The sequence below is a fragment of the Pseudomonas sp. EA_65y_Pfl2_P74 genome (assembly GCF_963970575.1).
GTDB lineage: Bacteria > Pseudomonadota > Gammaproteobacteria > Pseudomonadales > Pseudomonadaceae > Aquipseudomonas > Aquipseudomonas baetica_A.
In genome coordinates this window covers 42,961-58,612 of record NZ_CAXAOQ010000005.1, presented here as the reverse complement: position 1 = coordinate 58,612, position 15,652 = coordinate 42,961, and the positions used below count along the sequence as shown (strand labels likewise).

Below are 15,652 nucleotides of genomic sequence, written 5' to 3'. Positions count from 1 at the left end.
TACATAAACAAAACCCCCGGCCTGGGCCGGGGGTTCTGGTATCACTCGTCGAGGAAGGAGCGCAGATGCTCGCTTCGCGTCGGGTGGCGCAACTTGCGTAGCGCCTTGGCTTCGATCTGACGGATCCGCTCACGGGTCACGTCAAACTGTTTGCCGACTTCTTCAAGCGTATGGTCGGTGTTCATGTCGATACCGAAACGCATGCGCAGTACCTTGGCTTCACGAGCAGTGAGGCCGGACAGTACGTCACGGGTCGCTTCTTTAAGGCTCTCAACAGTGGCGACATCGATTGGCGACTGCATGGTCGAGTCTTCGATGAAGTCACCCAGATGGGAGTCTTCGTCATCACCGATCGGGGTTTCCATGGAGATCGGCTCTTTAGCGATCTTCAATACCTTGCGGATCTTGTCCTCAGGCATTTCCATGCGCTCGCCCAGCTCTTCCGGGGTCGGTTCGCGACCCATTTCCTGCAACATCTGGCGGGAAATACGGTTGAGCTTGTTGATCGTCTCGATCATGTGCACCGGAATACGGATGGTGCGGGCTTGGTCGGCAATCGAGCGAGTGATCGCTTGACGGATCCACCAGGTGGCATAAGTCGAGAACTTGTAACCGCGGCGGTATTCGAACTTGTCCACCGCTTTCATCAAACCGATGTTGCCTTCCTGGATCAGATCGAGGAATTGCAGGCCGCGGTTGGTGTACTTCTTGGCGATCGAGATCACCAGACGCAAGTTCGCTTCAACCATCTCTTTCTTCGCGCGGCGGGCCTTGGCCTCACCGATCGACATGCGACGGTTGATGTCCTTGATTTCTGCGATGGTCAGACCGGTTTCGGTTTCCAGCGCGATCAGTTTCTGCTGGCAACGAATGATGTCCGGCTGAACACGGCCGATGGCTTCGGCGTACTTGCTCTTGCCTTTGGCCAGGGCGTCGGACCAGCTTTCGTCAACTTCGTTGCTCGGGAATTGGCGCAGGAAATCGGTGCGAGGCATGCGTGCATCACGTACGCACAGCTGCATGATCGCGCGCTCTTGCTGACGCAGGCGATCCAGGGCACTGCGAACACGCTCGACCAGGCCTTCGAATTGCTTCGGGACCAGTTTGATCGGCATGAACAGCTCGGCCAGAGCCAGCAGCTCGGCAATCGCTGCCTTGTTGCTGCGACCGTGCTTTTTCAGAGCCTTGCGCGTGATTTCCATCTGATCGGACACAGCGCCGAAACGCTGGGCAGCGATAACCGGATCCGGACCGCTTTCGGCTTCTTCTTCGTCATCGGAAGAATCGGCTTCATCGTCGTCGGAATCGTCGTCCGCTTTCACGGCCTTCGGATCGACAGGCGGCGGCACTTCTGCCGCAGGCGGCGCGATGCCGTCGTCCGGGTCGATATAACCGCTCAGAACGTCGGACAGGCGACCACCTTCGGTGGTGACGCGGGTGTACTCCGAGAGAATGTGGTCAACCGTGCCAGGGAAGTGCGCGATCGCGCCCATCACTTCACGGATGCCCTCTTCGATCCGCTTGGCGATTTCGATTTCGCCTTCACGAGTCAGAAGCTCGACCGTACCCATTTCGCGCATGTACATGCGCACCGGGTCGGTGGTGCGACCGATATCGGTCTCCACCGCTGCCAACGCAGCGGCTGCTTCTTCCGCAGCGGCCTCGTCGGTATCGGCGTCGGCCAACATAAGGGCGTCCGCATCCGGAGCACTCTCGTGTACGGGGATCCCCATGTCGTTAATCATGCGGATGATGTCTTCCACCTGCTCCGGATCTGAAATATCCTCGGGCAGGTGGTCGTTGACCTCGGCGTAAGTCAGATACTTCTGCTCACGACCCAGTTTGATCAACTCAATAATACGAGACTGCTGTTGCGCTTTTCCGGACATAACACCCTATCCACTGAAGGTCTTGGCGGGCAAAAAACAAGCCGAGGATTATACCTGAGCTATGACCTCACGCGCCAGTTGAGGTCGGGTTTGATGCGGAAACATTGCGACTCAATAGGTCGCGCAGTTGATTTTTCTCTTCGATACTCAGTTCGCTTTGACGCGCTTTGCTGAGCAACTGTTCCAGATTTCGCTCGCGTTGGCGGGCTGACAAGCTAGTAATGGTGTCGAAAAACTGTTGTTCAAGGTTATCTCCGTCAATCAACCACTCCTTTTCTGCCAGCGCCTTGAGCAAGCGACCCTGTTCAGTGCCGTGCCATCGTGCGATCAACTGAAATGAGTTTAGCTTGGGATTCTTCTGTACGGCTTCGAGCAGCGCCACAAGCAACTGGGCGTTGGTCTGATTTTCATCCGCGATGTGCCCGGCGTCTTCGACGCGCTCGGCCAATTGCGGGTGATGGAGCAGTGTGCGCAGGGCCGTCAGGGTCGGTGACTCCACGCCGATGGGCGTGCGCGGGCGTTGTTGATCACGATCTCCGCCGCGCTTGCCATTCTTGTCCCAGGGTTTCTTGTCCCACTTCTTGCCGCCGGCGCCGGGTTTCTTTGGCGTCCACTCTTGCTGCGGCACATACATGTCCTGTGCCTGCGGCTGATGGTAGTCGCTGTAGTCCGGCATTGCGTCGTAATCGATGCCCGGATCGTAGGCGGGTGGCGCTTCCTGCGGCGCACTTTGCGCCAGTTGACTGACGGTTTCGCTGCTCAGGCCGGTGATTTCGGTCAAGCGCTGACGCATCAGGATGCGCAGGTTGGCGCCCGGTACTTTGTCGATCAACGGTGCGGCGAGGGTGGCCATGTGGGCCTTGCCTTCGAGTGAGCGTGGATCGGCCTCTTCTGTCAGTTGCTGGAAGAAATAATCCGCCAGCGGTTGGGCGTGCTGATTGATTCGGGCTTTGAAAGCATCGGTGCCTTCGGCGCGGACCAGGGTGTCCGGGTCTTCGCCCTCGGGCAGGAACAGGAATCGCGCGCGGCGACCGTCTTGCAGGCTCGACAGTGTTGCTTCGAGTGCGCGCCAGGCGGCGTTGCGGCCGGCCTGGTCGCCGTCAAAGCAGAACAGTACGTTCGGCACGACGCGGAACAAGCGCTTCAAGTGCTCTTCGCTGGTGGCGGTGCCCAGTGTCGCGACGGCATTGCGCAAGCCTTGCTGGGCGAGGGCGATGACGTCCATGTAGCCCTCGACGACGATTATTTCGTCGAGGTTGCGGTTGTTCTTGCGTGCTTCATAAAGGCCGTAGAGTTCCTGGCCTTTATGGAATACCGGGGTTTCCGGCGAGTTCAAGTATTTGGGCTTGTCATCGCCGAGCACGCGCCCACCGAAAGCGATGATCCGGCCTCGGGTGTCGCGGATCGGGAACATCACGCGATCACGGAAGCGGTCATAGCGTTTGCCGGTTTCGGCGTTCTCGATCAGCAGGCCGGCGTCGATCATGGCTTTTTGCTGCAATGTGTCGCTGCTCAAATGCTTGAGCAGGTTGTCCCAGCCGGGCGGTGCGAAGCCGAGGCCGAAATCCCGAGCGATCTCGCCAGTCAGCCCACGGCCCTTAAGGTAATCCACTGCGGCTTTGCGCGATGGATGGCTCTTCAGTGCCTGCCGGTAAAAGTCGGCGGCGGCGCTAAGCAGCGGATACAGCGGCGAGTCGGTCGGCTGTCGCGGTTTGTGCTGACGGCCACCTTCTTCGCGGGGGATTTCCATGCCGGCAGCTTTCGCCAGATCTTCGATAGCCTGGGGGAAGTCCAGGTTGTCGTGATCCATAAGAAAGCCGAGGGCATTACCGCCAGCGCCGCAGCCAAAGCAGTAATAGAACTGCTTGTCGGGACTGACACTGAACGAGGGGGTTTTCTCTTTGTGAAACGGGCAGCAGGCGGTGTAGTTCTTGCCGGCTTTTTTCAGTTGCACACGCGAGCTGACCACGTCGACGATGTCGGTGCGGTTCAGGAGGTCGTCAATAAAGCTCTGGGGAATCAGCCCGGCCATGGCGTTCTCGTCGTCTGCGCTGTAATAAGTCCGATGCGAAGGGCGGCCGAACACGGTTCGTTGCTCGAAGCGCGCAAAATGTGCGGCTCGACCGGTGTCGTCTGCTTGATCGCTGTCGGGAAGTGTATCTGCCGAAAATCCACTGACGTTAATGCCTATCAGTTTTCGACTATTTGAAAGTGTTGCGCTGAATCCGCTGACGGCCGGTTAATGGCCTCGGATAGCTCAATAAAACGGGCACGCATGCAGGTGCCTTGGGCTGATCGTCGTTAGAGAAATCAGTGGGTGTGCTCGTCAGTAGCCTTGAAAGGCTCGTCAGAAAAGACGTGCACCGCTGGCAAAAGAGCCAGGCCTGACGCGGTGAAGCAGATTTGTCTAAGTCGCGTCTGCGGCTTCGACGGTGAAGCATCAAGCGTTTTACGCAAATGCCATTAGCCCGGCTGAGGGCCGGGCTTAGGCAAGAAGCTTGCTACGAACGTCTGTGTATTAGTACAGACGAACGGCGCGGCGCTGTTCGCGCTGAACTTTCTTGGCGTGACGCTTAACAGCGGCTGCTGCTTTACGCTTACGCTCAGAAGTTGGCTTCTCGTAAAATTCGCGGCTACGAACTTCAGCCAGTACACCGGCTTTTTCGCAGGAGCGCTTGAAACGACGCAGAGCTACGTCGAAGGGTTCGTTCTCTTTAACTTTGACGGCTGGCATCCAGAGCTACCTTCATTCATTACCGGGGTCAACATCCTCGCGGCAAAAGAGCACTTGAAGACGTCGGTTTTTAAGGGTTGCGGATGTTAACCCCTCATCGCTCGGAATGCAAAGCCTCTGATCGAAAACCGCTGGCCGGGGCATCACGCGGCGACTATTATGCGCGCCTTCGAATTCAGCCTAAACAAGGCGCAAACCCATGCTAGTACTGGGATTAGAAACCTCCTGCGACGAAACCGGTGTCGCATTATATGACAGTGAACGCGGCTTGCTGGCCGACGCATTGTTCAGTCAGATCGACTTGCATCGTGCCTACGGCGGTGTGGTGCCTGAGCTGGCCTCGCGTGATCACGTCAAACGCATGCTGCCCTTGATTCGTCAGGTGTTGGCCGAGGCTGACTGCGTGCCCACCGAGATCGATGCGATCGCTTATACCGCAGGTCCTGGCCTGGTGGGTGCGCTACTGGTCGGCGCTTCTTGCGCACAAGCGCTGGCCTTTGCCTGGGGCATTCCGGCGCTGGGTGTGCACCACATGGAAGGCCATTTGCTGGCGCCGATGCTGGAACCGAAACCGCCGCAATTCCCGTTCGTCGCTTTGTTGGTCTCCGGTGGCCATACGCAGTTGGTTCAGGTCGATGGCATTGGCCGATACAGCCTGCTCGGCGAGACCCTTGATGACGCCGCCGGTGAAGCTTTCGACAAAACCGCGAAAATGATGGGCCTCAATTACCCGGGCGGGCCGGAAATCGCCAAGCTGGCGGAGAAGGGTGTCGCGGGACGTTTTACTTTTCCGCGTCCGATGTGCGATCGCCCGGGGCTTGATTTCAGCTTCAGTGGTCTGAAAACCTTCGCACTCAACACTTGGCAGCAGTGCGTCAGCGCCGGGGACGACGGCGAGCAAGCCCGCTGCGACATCGCGCTGGCGTTCCAGCAGGCCGTGGTGGAGACTCTGACCATCAAGTGCAAGCGTGCCCTGAAACAGGCCGGCATGAAGCGTTTGGTGATCGCCGGTGGCGTCAGCGCCAACAAGGCATTGCGCGTTTCGCTGGAGAAAATGCTCGGCGACATGAAGGGCGACGTGTTTTATGCGCGCCCCGAGTTTTGTACCGACAATGGCGCGATGATTGCGTTTGCCGGCTGCCAGCGTTTGCAAGCCGGTCAGCAGGAAAGCCTGGCGATCAGCGTGCAGGCGCGCTGGCCGATGGAGCAGTTGTCGGCGTTGTAATGAGCGTCGCTCTTGAACGGTATTTAGAAATGCCGTTCGCGCCCGGCAAACAGGTCGCGTAGATTGCCGCGGTGGCGCCAGACGATGAGCAGTGTCAATGCGCACATCGGCAACAGCGCCTCCGGTTCCTGCCAGGCGAGCAACGGCAGGGTCAGCGGTGTCGCAATCAGGGCCGCCAGCGAGCTGGTACGGGTCAGGTAGAACGTCAGCAGCCAGGCGCACACCGCCAGCAGGGCTGCGGGCGGATACAGCCCCAGCAGCATGCCGGCAGCAGTGGCGACACCTTTGCCGCCGCGAAAACGGAAATACAGCGGGAACAGGTGACCGATCACGGCGCACACGCCGATCCAGGCCTGATCTTGCAGCGACAGGCCTGCTGCGGATGCGATCAGCACTGGCAGCAGGCCTTTGCACAGATCACCCAGCAGGGTCAGGATCGCCAGTTTGCGACCGGCCAGGCGCAGCATGTTGGTGGCGCCGGCATTACCCGAGCCACTCATTCGCGGATCCGGGTTTCCGGTCAGGCGGCTGAGCAAAATGGCGAAGGACAGCGAGCCGAGCAGGTAGGCGAGAGTCGCCAGTAACCAAAACATGCTAACTATTCCGGGCGAGGACGCCCTGATTCTAACGGCGCATTGCGCCCTTGTCGTGCAGCGGAGAAAAGTGCTTGGACAGAGTATTTATCGAGGGCCTGGAAGTTGACACCGTCATCGGTGCCTACGACTGGGAGCGCGGCATCCGACAGTGCCTGCGTCTTGATCTGAGCTTCGCCTGGGACAATCGCCCGGCCGCCGCCGGTGACGACCTGACCCTGGCGCTCGACTACGCTAGCGTTTCCACGCGTATTCAGGCTTTTGCCGAGCAGGCGCAGTTTCAGTTGGTCGAGACCTTCGCTGAGCGTCTGGTCGAGGTGCTGATGACTGAATTCAAGATCACTTGGGTGCGTCTGAAGCTGACCAAGCCTGGCGCCGTGCCGGCCGCCAAAGGCGGAGTGGGTGTGGAGATCGAGCGCGGATGTCGCTGACTCAGGTCTATCTCGGGCTCGGTAGTAACATCGAGCGCGAAACCCATTTGCGTGCCGGTCTTGATGCGCTGGCCACGTTTCTGGTGGATATCCGCTGTTCGGCGGTGTTCGAGAGCCAGCCGGTAGGCGTCAAGAGCGGGCCGTTCTTCAATTTCGTGGTCTCGGCGTTTACCGATTTGCCGTTGATGGAGCTGGATCGCCGGTTGAAATTCATTGAGGCCGATAACGGCCGTTATGCCCCGGATCGCAAGGGGTTGCCGCTGGATATCGACGTGCTGTTGTACGGCGATCTGGCGGGCAATTTCGACGGGCTGGTGCTGCCCCGAGCCGAAATCTTGAAAAATGCCTTTGTGTTGTGGCCGTTGTCGTTGATTGCCCCGGATCGCGTGCATCCGGGTGTGGGAAAAAGCTTCGCGACGTTGTGGGCTGAGGCACAGATTGATCAGGTCTTGGCGCCGGTGAGGTTTGAGTGGCGGGGTGAGCAATTGACCCCTTCAGTTCTGTGTTGACCTGACTGACACCTTCGCGAGCAAGTCAGCGCCCGCATTGGAGCGCATGTTACCTGTGAGCGCTGGCTTGCTCGCGAAGCTGTTCAGCAGGCCGAAGCTTCCTTGTAAGTCTTCAAGGCCTTGAGCCGCTCGCGCTTGAGCGCCTCGCCCAGTTCCGGGCCCTTGAAACCCTTCTCCAGCAACGGTTGCACCGCCACACCTCGCGCCACTGTTGCGGCGCCACGCAAGTAATCGGCCTGTGGATAACTGCGCTGCTCCAACCCTTTACGGCCTCGCGCATCCATCTCGCAGGCGGCAATGAACTCCTCAAAACGCTGCGGTCGGCGATACACGTCAAAACTCTGCAGTAACTCCAGCAATGTCGATGCTTTCAACTCCAGAGCGCGGTGGCCATGGGTGTGATACTGGCCAACCAGCAGGGCCAGTTCCTGGCAATCTTTCGGCGCCTTGAACCGCGCGTTGACGGCTTTGATCAGCTTCAGCCCTTTGTGCTCGTGGGCAATGTGCCGCGGCCATTCTTCTTCAGGGGTCAGGCCTTTGCCGAGGTCGTGCAGCAGGCAGGCCCAGCGCACGGTCAGTGGTTGCTTGTGCAGCGCTGATTGCTCCAGCACGCTCAACGTGTGAATGCCGCTATCGATTTCCGGGTGATGAACTTCCGGTTGCGGTACGCCAAACAGCGCGTTGACTTCCGGCATCAGCACCTTCAAAGCGCCGCATTCGCGCAGCACCTCAATGAACACCTGTGGCTGATTTTCCATCAGTGCCCGGGAGATTTCTTTCCAGCTGCGTTCAGCCGTCAGCGCCTCCAGTTCGCCCGAATCGCTGAGCTGACTCATCAGCGCCAGGGTCTCGGGTGCAATGCTGAAACCCAGCTCGGCGTATCGGGCCGCGAAGCGTGCAACGCGCAGTACACGGAGTGGATCTTCGGCGAACGCCGGAGAAACGTGGCGCAGAACTCGAGCCTCCAGATCGCGCTGGCCATGGTACGGATCGGTCAGATTTTGCTGATCGTCCTCGGCCATGGCGTTGATGGTCAGGTCACGGCGTATCAGGTCTTCTTCAAGTGTGACTTCGGGACTGGCGTGGAAAGTAAAACCGCCATAGCCACGACCGCTTTTGCGCTCAGTGCGGGCGAGGGCGTATTCCTCGCCGCTTTTTGGGTGAAGAAACACCGGGAAGTCTGCGCCAACCGGGCGATAACCCTTGGCGAGCATTTCTTCCGTAGTGGCGCCAACGACCACCCAATCGACATCGGTGACCGGTTTGCCCAGCAAGCGATCACGTACTGCACCGCCAACCTTGAAAATCTGCATAAAAAACCTCCGTTAGCCCGACAGGATAACCCTTGCGTCGGACTTTCGGAGGCCGCTAGCGGATCAAAGATGAATGACGGCCAGGTCGAGTCGACCGTAATCCCCTTCGCTGTGTTCACTGCGTGGCGGTACGTGATGGGTTTTCATGATCTGGTCGCCTTGCAGGGTTTCCAGATGAATGTCGAAGCCCCACAAGCGATGCAAGTGCTTGAGCACCTCGTCAGTGGAGTCACCCAGCGGTTTGCGGTCGTGTTGCTGGTGGCGCAGGGTCAGCGAGCGGTCGCCGCGACGATCGATGCTGTATATCTGCACGTTTGGTTCACGATTGCCGAGGTTGTACTGCGCAGCCAGGGTTTCGCGAATGATCCGGTAACCGGTTTCGTCGTGAATCGCCGGCACCAATAGATCGTCCTTTTGATCGTCATCGAGGATGCTGAACAGCTTGAGATCGCGGATCACCTTCGGTGACAGGTACTGAAGGATGAAGCTTTCGTCCTTGAAACTGCTCATGGCGAACTTGATGGACGACAACCAGTCAGTCCCGGCGATCTCGGGGAACCAGTGACGGTCTTCTTCTGTGGGTTCTTCGCACATGCGGCGAATGTCACGGTACATGGCAAAGCCGAGTGCGTAGGGGTTGATGCCGTTGTAGTAAGGGCTGTCGAAGCCTGGCTGGAACACCACGCTGGTATGCGATGTGAGAAATTCCATCATGAAACCATCGGTGACCAGACCCTCGTCGTACAGGTCGTTCATCAACGTGTAGTGCCAGAACGTCGCCCAGCCCTCGTTCATTACCTGAGTCTGGCGTTGCGGATAGAAATACTGGGCGATCTTGCGCACGATCCGCACGATTTCGCGCTGCCACGGCTCCAGCAACGGCGCGTGTTTCTCGATGAAGTAGAGAATGTTTTCCTGCGGCTCGGCCGGGAAGCGGGCGTTATCCTTGTCGCTGTACTTGTCTGCGCCTTTGGGGATGGTGCGCCACAGATCGTTGATCTGCTTCTGCAGGTGTTCTTCGCGATCCTTCTGCCGCCGGCGTTCTTCTTCGGCGGAAATCGGATAAGGGCGTTTGTAGCGGTCGACGCCGTAGTTCATCAGTGCGTGGCAGGAGTCGAGCAGGTCTTCTACCGCATCAATGCCATGGCGTTCTTCACATTGCATGATGTACTGCTTGGCGAACACCAGATAATCGATGATCGAACTGGCGTCGGTCCAGGTGCGGAACAGGTAGTTGCCCTTGAAGAAACTGTTGTGGCCATAGCAGGCATGTGCCACCACCAGAGCCTGCATGCAGATGGTGTTTTCCTCCATCAGATAGGCGATGCACGGATCGGAGTTGATGACGATCTCGTACGCCAGCCCCATCTGCCCGCGGCTGTATGATTTTTCGGTGCTGAGGAAGTGTTTGCCGTAGGACCAGTGGTGGTAACCCAGCGGCATGCCGACCGAAGCGTACGCATCCATCATTTGCTCGGCGGTGATCACTTCGATCTGGTTGGGGTAGGTGTCCAGCGCATAGCCCGCCGCGATGCGGGCGATCTCGCGGTCGTAGGTCTGGATCAGCTCGAATGTCCATTCGGAGCCGGTTGAAATGGGTTGGCGCTTCTGCTCTTTGGCGGTCATGTCACTAACCTGCGCTGGAAGAGTTCACGGAAGACCGGATAGATATCCCCGGCCGAGACCAGTTGCTGTTGGGCAAACGTGTCAGAGAAGGCTTCGGCGATACGTTCGTATTCGTACCACAAGGCCTGATGTTCGCGCGGGGTGATTTCCACATAAGTGTAGTACTGCACAAACGGCATGATCTGGTTGATCAGGATGTCGCGGCAGATCGGTGAGTCGTCGTTCCAGTTGTCGCCGTCGGAAGCCTGAGCCGCGTAGATGTTCCACTCGTTGCTCGGATAGCGCTCGGCCATGATCTCCTGCATCATTTTCAAGGCGCTGGAGACGATGGTGCCCCCGGTTTCCCGCGAGTAGAAAAACTCCTCTTCGTCGACTTCACGGGCACTGGTGTGGTGACGGATGAACACCACGTCGATCTTGTCGTAGTTTCGCTTCAAAAACAGGTACAGCAGGATGAAAAAGCGCTTGGCGATGTCCTTGGTCGCCTGGGTCATGGAGCCGGAGACGTCCATCAGGCAGAACATCACCGCTTTGGAGCTTGGATTCGGCTGCTTGACCAGCAAGTTGTATTTAAGGTCAAAGGTGTCGAGAAACGGCACGCGATGGATGCGCGCGCTGAGTTTTTCGATCTCCGTCTCGATTTCCTGAATGTCGCCGAAGTTGTCTGGCTCCTCGCGCTTGAGGCGCGCCAGTTCTTCTTTGGCTTCACGCAGTTTTGCGCGGCTGCTGCCGGACAGGGCGATGCGCCGCGCATGAGCTGAGCGCAGGGTGCGGATGATGTTGATGCGTGAGGGATTACCTTCGTTACTGATCCCCGCGCGAACGGTCTTGAACGTGTCGGTACCGGTCAGATTGCGTTTGACCAGGTTGGGCAGTTCGAGGTCTTCGAACATGAATTCGAGGAATTCTTCCTGAGTGATCTGGAAGACGAACTCGTCCATGCCCTCGCCAGAGTTGCCGGCCTTGCCCGGTCCACGTCCGCCGCCGCCTCCCGGTGGGCGCGCGATGTGTTCGCCGGCGGTGAATTCCTTGTTGCCGGGATGAACAACGGTCTGCTTGCCGCCGCGACCATGGTGAAGCACCGGTTCGTCGATGTCGCGACCGGGAATGCTGATCTGCTCGCCGTGCTCCATATCGGTAATGGAGCGCCGGCTGACCGCCTCTTCGACAGCCTTCTTGATGTGGTCACGGTAACGTCGCAGAAAGCGCTGACGGTTCACCGTGCTCTTGTTCTTGCCGTTGAGACGTCGGTCGATTACATAGCTCATAGGCCCCTCCGGGGAGCTTGAAGTCGTAAGCCTCAAGCAGCAAGCGATGCGCCGTCAGTTCCCGATATCGGGGCTCACCCGCTTTTCTCTTGCCGCTTGTAGCTAGAAGCTTGCAACTGCTTCACTGCGACTTCCGGACCCGTAGGTACCATTCGGAAAGTAGCCGTACCTGTTTGTCGGTGTAGCCACGTTCGACCATTCGTGTAACGAAGTCGTTGTGCTTTTGTTGATCCTCCTTGCTGGCCTTGGCGTTGAAGCTGATGACCGGCAGCAGGTCTTCGGTGTTCGAGAACATTTTTTTCTCGATGACCACCCGCAGTTTTTCGTAGCTGAGCCAGGTCGGGTTCTTGCCGTTGTTGTTGGCCCGTGCGCGCAGTACGAAGTTGACGATCTCGTTGCGAAAATCCTTCGGATTGCTGATGCCGGCCGGTTTTTCGATTTTTTCCAGTTCTTCGTTCAGGGCTACGCGGTTGAGAATCTCGCCGGTTTCCGGATCGCGGTATTCCTGATCCTGAATCCAGAAGTCTGCGTACAGCACGTAGCGGTCGAAAATGTTCTGGCCGTACTCGCTGTAGGATTCCAGGTACGCGGTCTGAATCTCCTTGCCGATGAACTCGATGTAGCGCGGTGCCAGGTATTCCTTCAGATAACGCAGATAGCGCTCGCGCGTCTCGGCCTGAAACTGCTCCTGTTCGATCTGCTGTTCCAGGACATAGAGCAGGTGCACCGGGTTGGCGGCGATTTCATGGGGATCGAAGTTGAAGACTTTCGAAAGGATCTTGAACGCGAAGCGGGTCGACAGGCCGTTCATCCCCTCGTCGACGCCGGCCGAGTCGCGGTACTCCTGAATCGATTTGGCTTTTGGGTCGGTGTCCTTGAGGTTTTCGCCGTCGTACACGCGCATTTTCGAATAGATGTTGGAGTTTTCCGGCTCCTTGAGGCGTGACAGCACGGTGAACTGCGCCAGCATCTTCAAGGTGTCGGGCGCGCAGTGGGCCTTGGCCAGGGAGCTGTTGAACAGCAGCTTGTCGTAGATTTTTACTTCATCGCTGACTCGCAGGCAGTACGGCACCTTGACGATGTAGATCCGGTCGATGAACGCCTCGTTGTTCTTGTTGTTGCGGAAGGTATGCCATTCCGACTCGTTGGAGTGGGCGAGCAGAATCCCGGTGAACGGAATCGCGCCCAGACCTTCGGTACTGTTGTAGTTGCCTTCCTGTGTGGCGGTCAGCAACGGGTGGAGCACCTTGATTGGTGCCTTGAACATTTCGACGAATTCCATCAGGCCCTGGTTGGCCCGGCACAGCGCACCCGAATAGCTGTAGGCGTCCGCGTCGTTCTGTGGGTATTCCTCGAGTTTACGGATGTCGACCTTGCCGACCAGCGCGGAAATATCCTGGTTGTTCTCGTCACCCGGTTCGGTTTTGGCCACGGCGATCTGGTTGAGGATCGACGGGTACAGCTTGACCACGCGGAACTGGCTGATGTCGCCGCCGAATTCGGCCAGGCGTTTGGTTGCCCATGGCGACATGATGGTGTTCAGGTAGCGCCGAGGGATGCCGAAGTCCTCTTCGAGGATCGCGCCATCTTCGGTGGCGTTGAACAGACCCAGCGGAGACTCGAATACCGGCGAGCCCTTGATTGCATAGAAGGGCACTTTTTCCATCAGCTGTTTCAGCTTCTCGGCCAGGGACGATTTACCGCCACCGACTGGGCCGAGCAGATAGAGGATCTGTTTCTTCTCTTCCAGGCCTTGGGCGGCATGGCGGAAATACGAGACGATCTGGTCGATGCATTCTTCCATCCCGTGGAAGTCTTCAAAGGCCGGATAGCGACGGATCACCTTGTTGGAGAAGATGCGTGACAGCCTCGAATTGGTCGAGGTGTCGAGCAGTTCCGGTTCGCCAATAGCCATTAACAGACGCTCGGCGGCGGAAACATAGGCGCTGCGATCCGTTTTGCACAGCTCCAGGTACTCCTGCAGTGAGAGTTCTTCCTGGCGTGTGGACTCGAAGCGTTGTTGGAAGTGGCTAAAGATACTCATGACGTCACCTCGCTCGATACGTGGAGCCGACGCCGGATCAGTCAGTCGATGCTGGCAAGCGGCCGTCGTGGCTGCTTGTTTACCCCCCAGAACACTTTCGCGGTCGACAACCTTGAAAGTCACTCCCGATGACCCGTGCGCCGGTGTACCGGCTCTCCCCTGTTTTGGATGGCCTGGGCTTAAGGATAGTTGGGAATTCGGGAGGTAAAGGCGAGATACGTAATTATGTGTGGCAGACCGTTTGTCTGCCCAGCGCGGGCCCACGGCAGCCGGGGCTCGCGCCTGACAAAAAAATTATTGCGCGCAGCTTTGAGCGGTTTCTGCAGGATAAGTCGTACGCCATAGCTCGAAGCCGCCGTCCATGCTGTAGACGTCGGAGAAGCCCTGGCTGATCAGGTACGCTGCTGCGCTCTGGCTGGAATTACCGTGATAGCAGACCACTACCAGTGGTGCGTCGAGGTCGGCGTTACGGATGAAATCGGCGATGGAATGGTTGTCCATATGTTGGGAGCCGGCAATGTGCAGCGCGGCGTAGGTTTGCGGGTCGCGGACGTCGATCACGACGGCGCCTTTCTCGCGCAGGGCCTGGGCTTGTTCCGGGGGGATTCGTTTGACTTCGCTCATGGCGGGTTCCTGTAGCTCGGCTGAATACGCAGTCTAGCGTGGTGTGCTGACTGGCGAGGTGTTGGGGGTAAGTGGTGCGACTGACGGCAGGACGCCACCGTGTTCGTCGCATTTGCATGACAGGCGTTCACCGCTGTCGACGTTCATCAGGGTCAGGCTGCCACCCCACACGCAACCGGTGTCGAGCGCTGCGATGCCCGGTTCGCTGACCTGGCCTTCGAGGGCGGCCCAGTGACCGAAGATGATCCGCAAGCCGAGGGTCTTGCGCTCCTTGTGCAGGAACCACGGTTTATAGCCCGGCGGTGCGGTATCGAGGCCTTCCTTGCTCTTGAGGTCAAGTTTGCCTTCGGCGGTGCAGAAACGCATGCGGGTGAAATAGTTGGTGATCACGCGCAGGCGAGGCACACCTTGCAGGTCGCTGTCCCATTTTGCCGGCTCGTTGCCGTACATGCCGTCGAGATAAAGCGGCAGCAGATTATCGTCACGCAGCGCCGCTTCGGCTTCGGCGGCCAGCTTCAAGGCTTTGCGCAGCGACCATTGCGGCGGTATGCCGGCATGCACCATGGCGACGTCACGTTGTTCGTCGTAGTGCATGAGCTTTTGCTGGCGCAGCCACTCAAGCAAGTCGGCGGCGTCGGGTGCGTCGAGAATCTCGCGCAGGGTGTCGGATTTCTTCAGGCGTTCGATGTTTTTTGCGGCGGCCAGCAGGTGCAGGTCATGATTGCCGAGCACACAGACCAGTGACTCGCGCATGCCATATAGAAATCGCAGGGTTTGCAGCGACTGCGGGCCGCGGTTGACCAGGTCACCTGCCAGCCACAGCCGATCGATCGCCGGATCGAACGCGACCTGCTTGAGCAGGCACTTGAGCGGTTCGAGGCAGCCCTGCAGGTCGCCGACGGCATACGTGGCCATCAGTGCAGCGCTCCGGGAGCGGCGAGAAGAAAGGGTTTGATGATCGCGTCGAAATGCTTGCCGTCGTCGGCGACCATTTCGTAGGTGCCTTGCATGGTGCCAACCTTGGTGGTCATTACCGTGCCGCTGCTGTAGGTGTGGCTTTCGCCTGCATCGATCAACGGTTGCTGACCCACGACACCTGCACCGCGCACTTCTTCGACGTGCCCGTCTCCGTCGGTGATGACCCAGTGTCGCGACATCAGTCGCGCCGGCTTGTCGCCGTTGTTCTGTACGGTGATGGTGTAGGCGAAGGCAAAGCGGTCGTGCTCGGGTTGCGATTGGTCTGCCAGATAGTGGGTAACCACGCTGACATCGACCTGGTAACGGGAATCGGACATGCAAAAGGCCTTAAACGAAGCGGAACGCGGGGCGTAGCTGATGGGGAATCAGTCTAGGCAAGTATCGGGCAGTAAACCAGAGTGGCGTCCTGCCCGATAGC

The 15,652-nt window shown here is 58.4% G+C and carries 14 protein-coding genes; 3 read left to right on the top strand and 11 right to left on the bottom strand.

What is annotated here, in order from left to right:
- Positions 1-41 precede the first annotated feature (41 nt).
- From rpoD to rpsU, 3 genes are all read right to left on the bottom strand, one after another.
- Positions 42-1,889, bottom strand: a complete 1,848-nt coding sequence (gene rpoD, locus AACY18_RS05095) for an RNA polymerase sigma factor RpoD (RefSeq protein ID WP_339433294.1) — start codon at positions 1,887-1,889, stop codon at positions 42-44.
- 67 nt (positions 1,890-1,956) lie between these two features.
- Entirely contained in the window at positions 1,957-3,921 is a 1,965-nt protein-coding gene (dnaG, locus tag AACY18_RS05090; protein ID WP_339433335.1) for a DNA primase, read from the bottom strand.
- Positions 3,922-4,407: 486 nt separating this feature from the next.
- Positions 4,408-4,623 carry a 30S ribosomal protein S21 gene (rpsU, locus tag AACY18_RS05085; RefSeq protein ID WP_002551877.1) on the bottom strand — a complete coding sequence of 72 codons (216 nt, stop codon included), beginning with the start codon at positions 4,621-4,623 and terminating at the stop codon, positions 4,408-4,410.
- A gap of 199 nt (positions 4,624-4,822) precedes the next feature.
- Between rpsU and tsaD the strand changes: the two genes are divergently transcribed.
- Positions 4,823-5,848 (top strand): tRNA (adenosine(37)-N6)-threonylcarbamoyltransferase complex transferase subunit TsaD, encoded by a 1,026-nt coding sequence (gene tsaD / locus AACY18_RS05080; RefSeq protein ID WP_339433295.1) that lies wholly within the window; start codon positions 4,823-4,825, stop codon positions 5,846-5,848.
- Between the two features lie 23 nt (positions 5,849-5,871).
- Here tsaD and plsY read toward each other — a convergent pair whose 3' ends face one another.
- Positions 5,872-6,441 (bottom strand): glycerol-3-phosphate 1-O-acyltransferase PlsY, encoded by a 570-nt coding sequence (gene plsY, locus AACY18_RS05075; RefSeq protein ID WP_339433296.1) that lies wholly within the window; start codon positions 6,439-6,441, stop codon positions 5,872-5,874.
- 74 nt (positions 6,442-6,515) lie between these two features.
- On the opposite strand from plsY, the gene folB reads away from it, so the two are divergent.
- Together folB and folK are read left to right on the top strand one after the other, a co-directional pair.
- On the top strand, positions 6,516-6,872 hold the full coding sequence (gene folB, locus AACY18_RS05070) for a dihydroneopterin aldolase (RefSeq protein ID WP_056786656.1): 357 nt from the start codon (positions 6,516-6,518) through the stop codon (positions 6,870-6,872).
- Complete coding sequence (folK, locus tag AACY18_RS05065) at positions 6,863-7,381, top strand: 2-amino-4-hydroxy-6-hydroxymethyldihydropteridine diphosphokinase (protein ID WP_339433297.1); 519 nt, start codon at positions 6,863-6,865, stop codon at positions 7,379-7,381. Before folB ends, folK begins: the two co-directional genes overlap by 10 nt.
- A gap of 83 nt (positions 7,382-7,464) precedes the next feature.
- Here the strand turns inward: folK and AACY18_RS05060 are convergent, their stop codons facing one another.
- The 7 genes from AACY18_RS05060 to apaG form a co-directional block, all read right to left on the bottom strand.
- A complete protein-coding gene (locus AACY18_RS05060) occupies positions 7,465-8,694 on the bottom strand; it encodes a multifunctional CCA addition/repair protein (RefSeq protein ID WP_339433298.1) in 1,230 nt (409 codons plus the stop codon).
- A 63-nt stretch (positions 8,695-8,757) separates the two neighbouring features.
- The gene (locus AACY18_RS05055; RefSeq protein ID WP_221731106.1) at positions 8,758-10,320 is read right to left on the bottom strand and encodes a SpoVR family protein; all 1,563 of its coding nucleotides are present in this window, start codon (positions 10,318-10,320) and stop codon (positions 8,758-8,760) included.
- Positions 10,317-11,588, bottom strand: a complete 1,272-nt coding sequence (locus tag AACY18_RS05050) for a YeaH/YhbH family protein (RefSeq protein WP_221731105.1) — start codon at positions 11,586-11,588, stop codon at positions 10,317-10,319. The genes AACY18_RS05055 and AACY18_RS05050 overlap by 4 nt, the downstream gene beginning before the upstream one ends.
- Before the next feature lie 121 nt (positions 11,589-11,709).
- Complete coding sequence (locus AACY18_RS05045) at positions 11,710-13,632, bottom strand: PrkA family serine protein kinase (protein ID WP_339433299.1); 1,923 nt, start codon at positions 13,630-13,632, stop codon at positions 11,710-11,712.
- Positions 13,633-13,926: 294 nt separating this feature from the next.
- Entirely contained in the window at positions 13,927-14,256 is a 330-nt protein-coding gene (gene glpE, locus AACY18_RS05040; protein ID WP_339464439.1) for a thiosulfate sulfurtransferase GlpE, read from the bottom strand.
- Between the two features lie 33 nt (positions 14,257-14,289).
- A complete protein-coding gene (locus AACY18_RS05035; protein ID WP_339433301.1) occupies positions 14,290-15,171 on the bottom strand; it encodes a symmetrical bis(5'-nucleosyl)-tetraphosphatase in 882 nt (293 codons plus the stop codon).
- Positions 15,171-15,551 carry a Co2+/Mg2+ efflux protein ApaG gene (gene apaG, locus AACY18_RS05030; RefSeq protein WP_339433302.1) on the bottom strand — a complete coding sequence of 127 codons (381 nt, stop codon included), beginning with the start codon at positions 15,549-15,551 and terminating at the stop codon, positions 15,171-15,173. Before apaG ends, AACY18_RS05035 begins: the two co-directional genes overlap by 1 nt.
- Between the last annotated feature and the right edge of the window lie 101 nt (positions 15,552-15,652).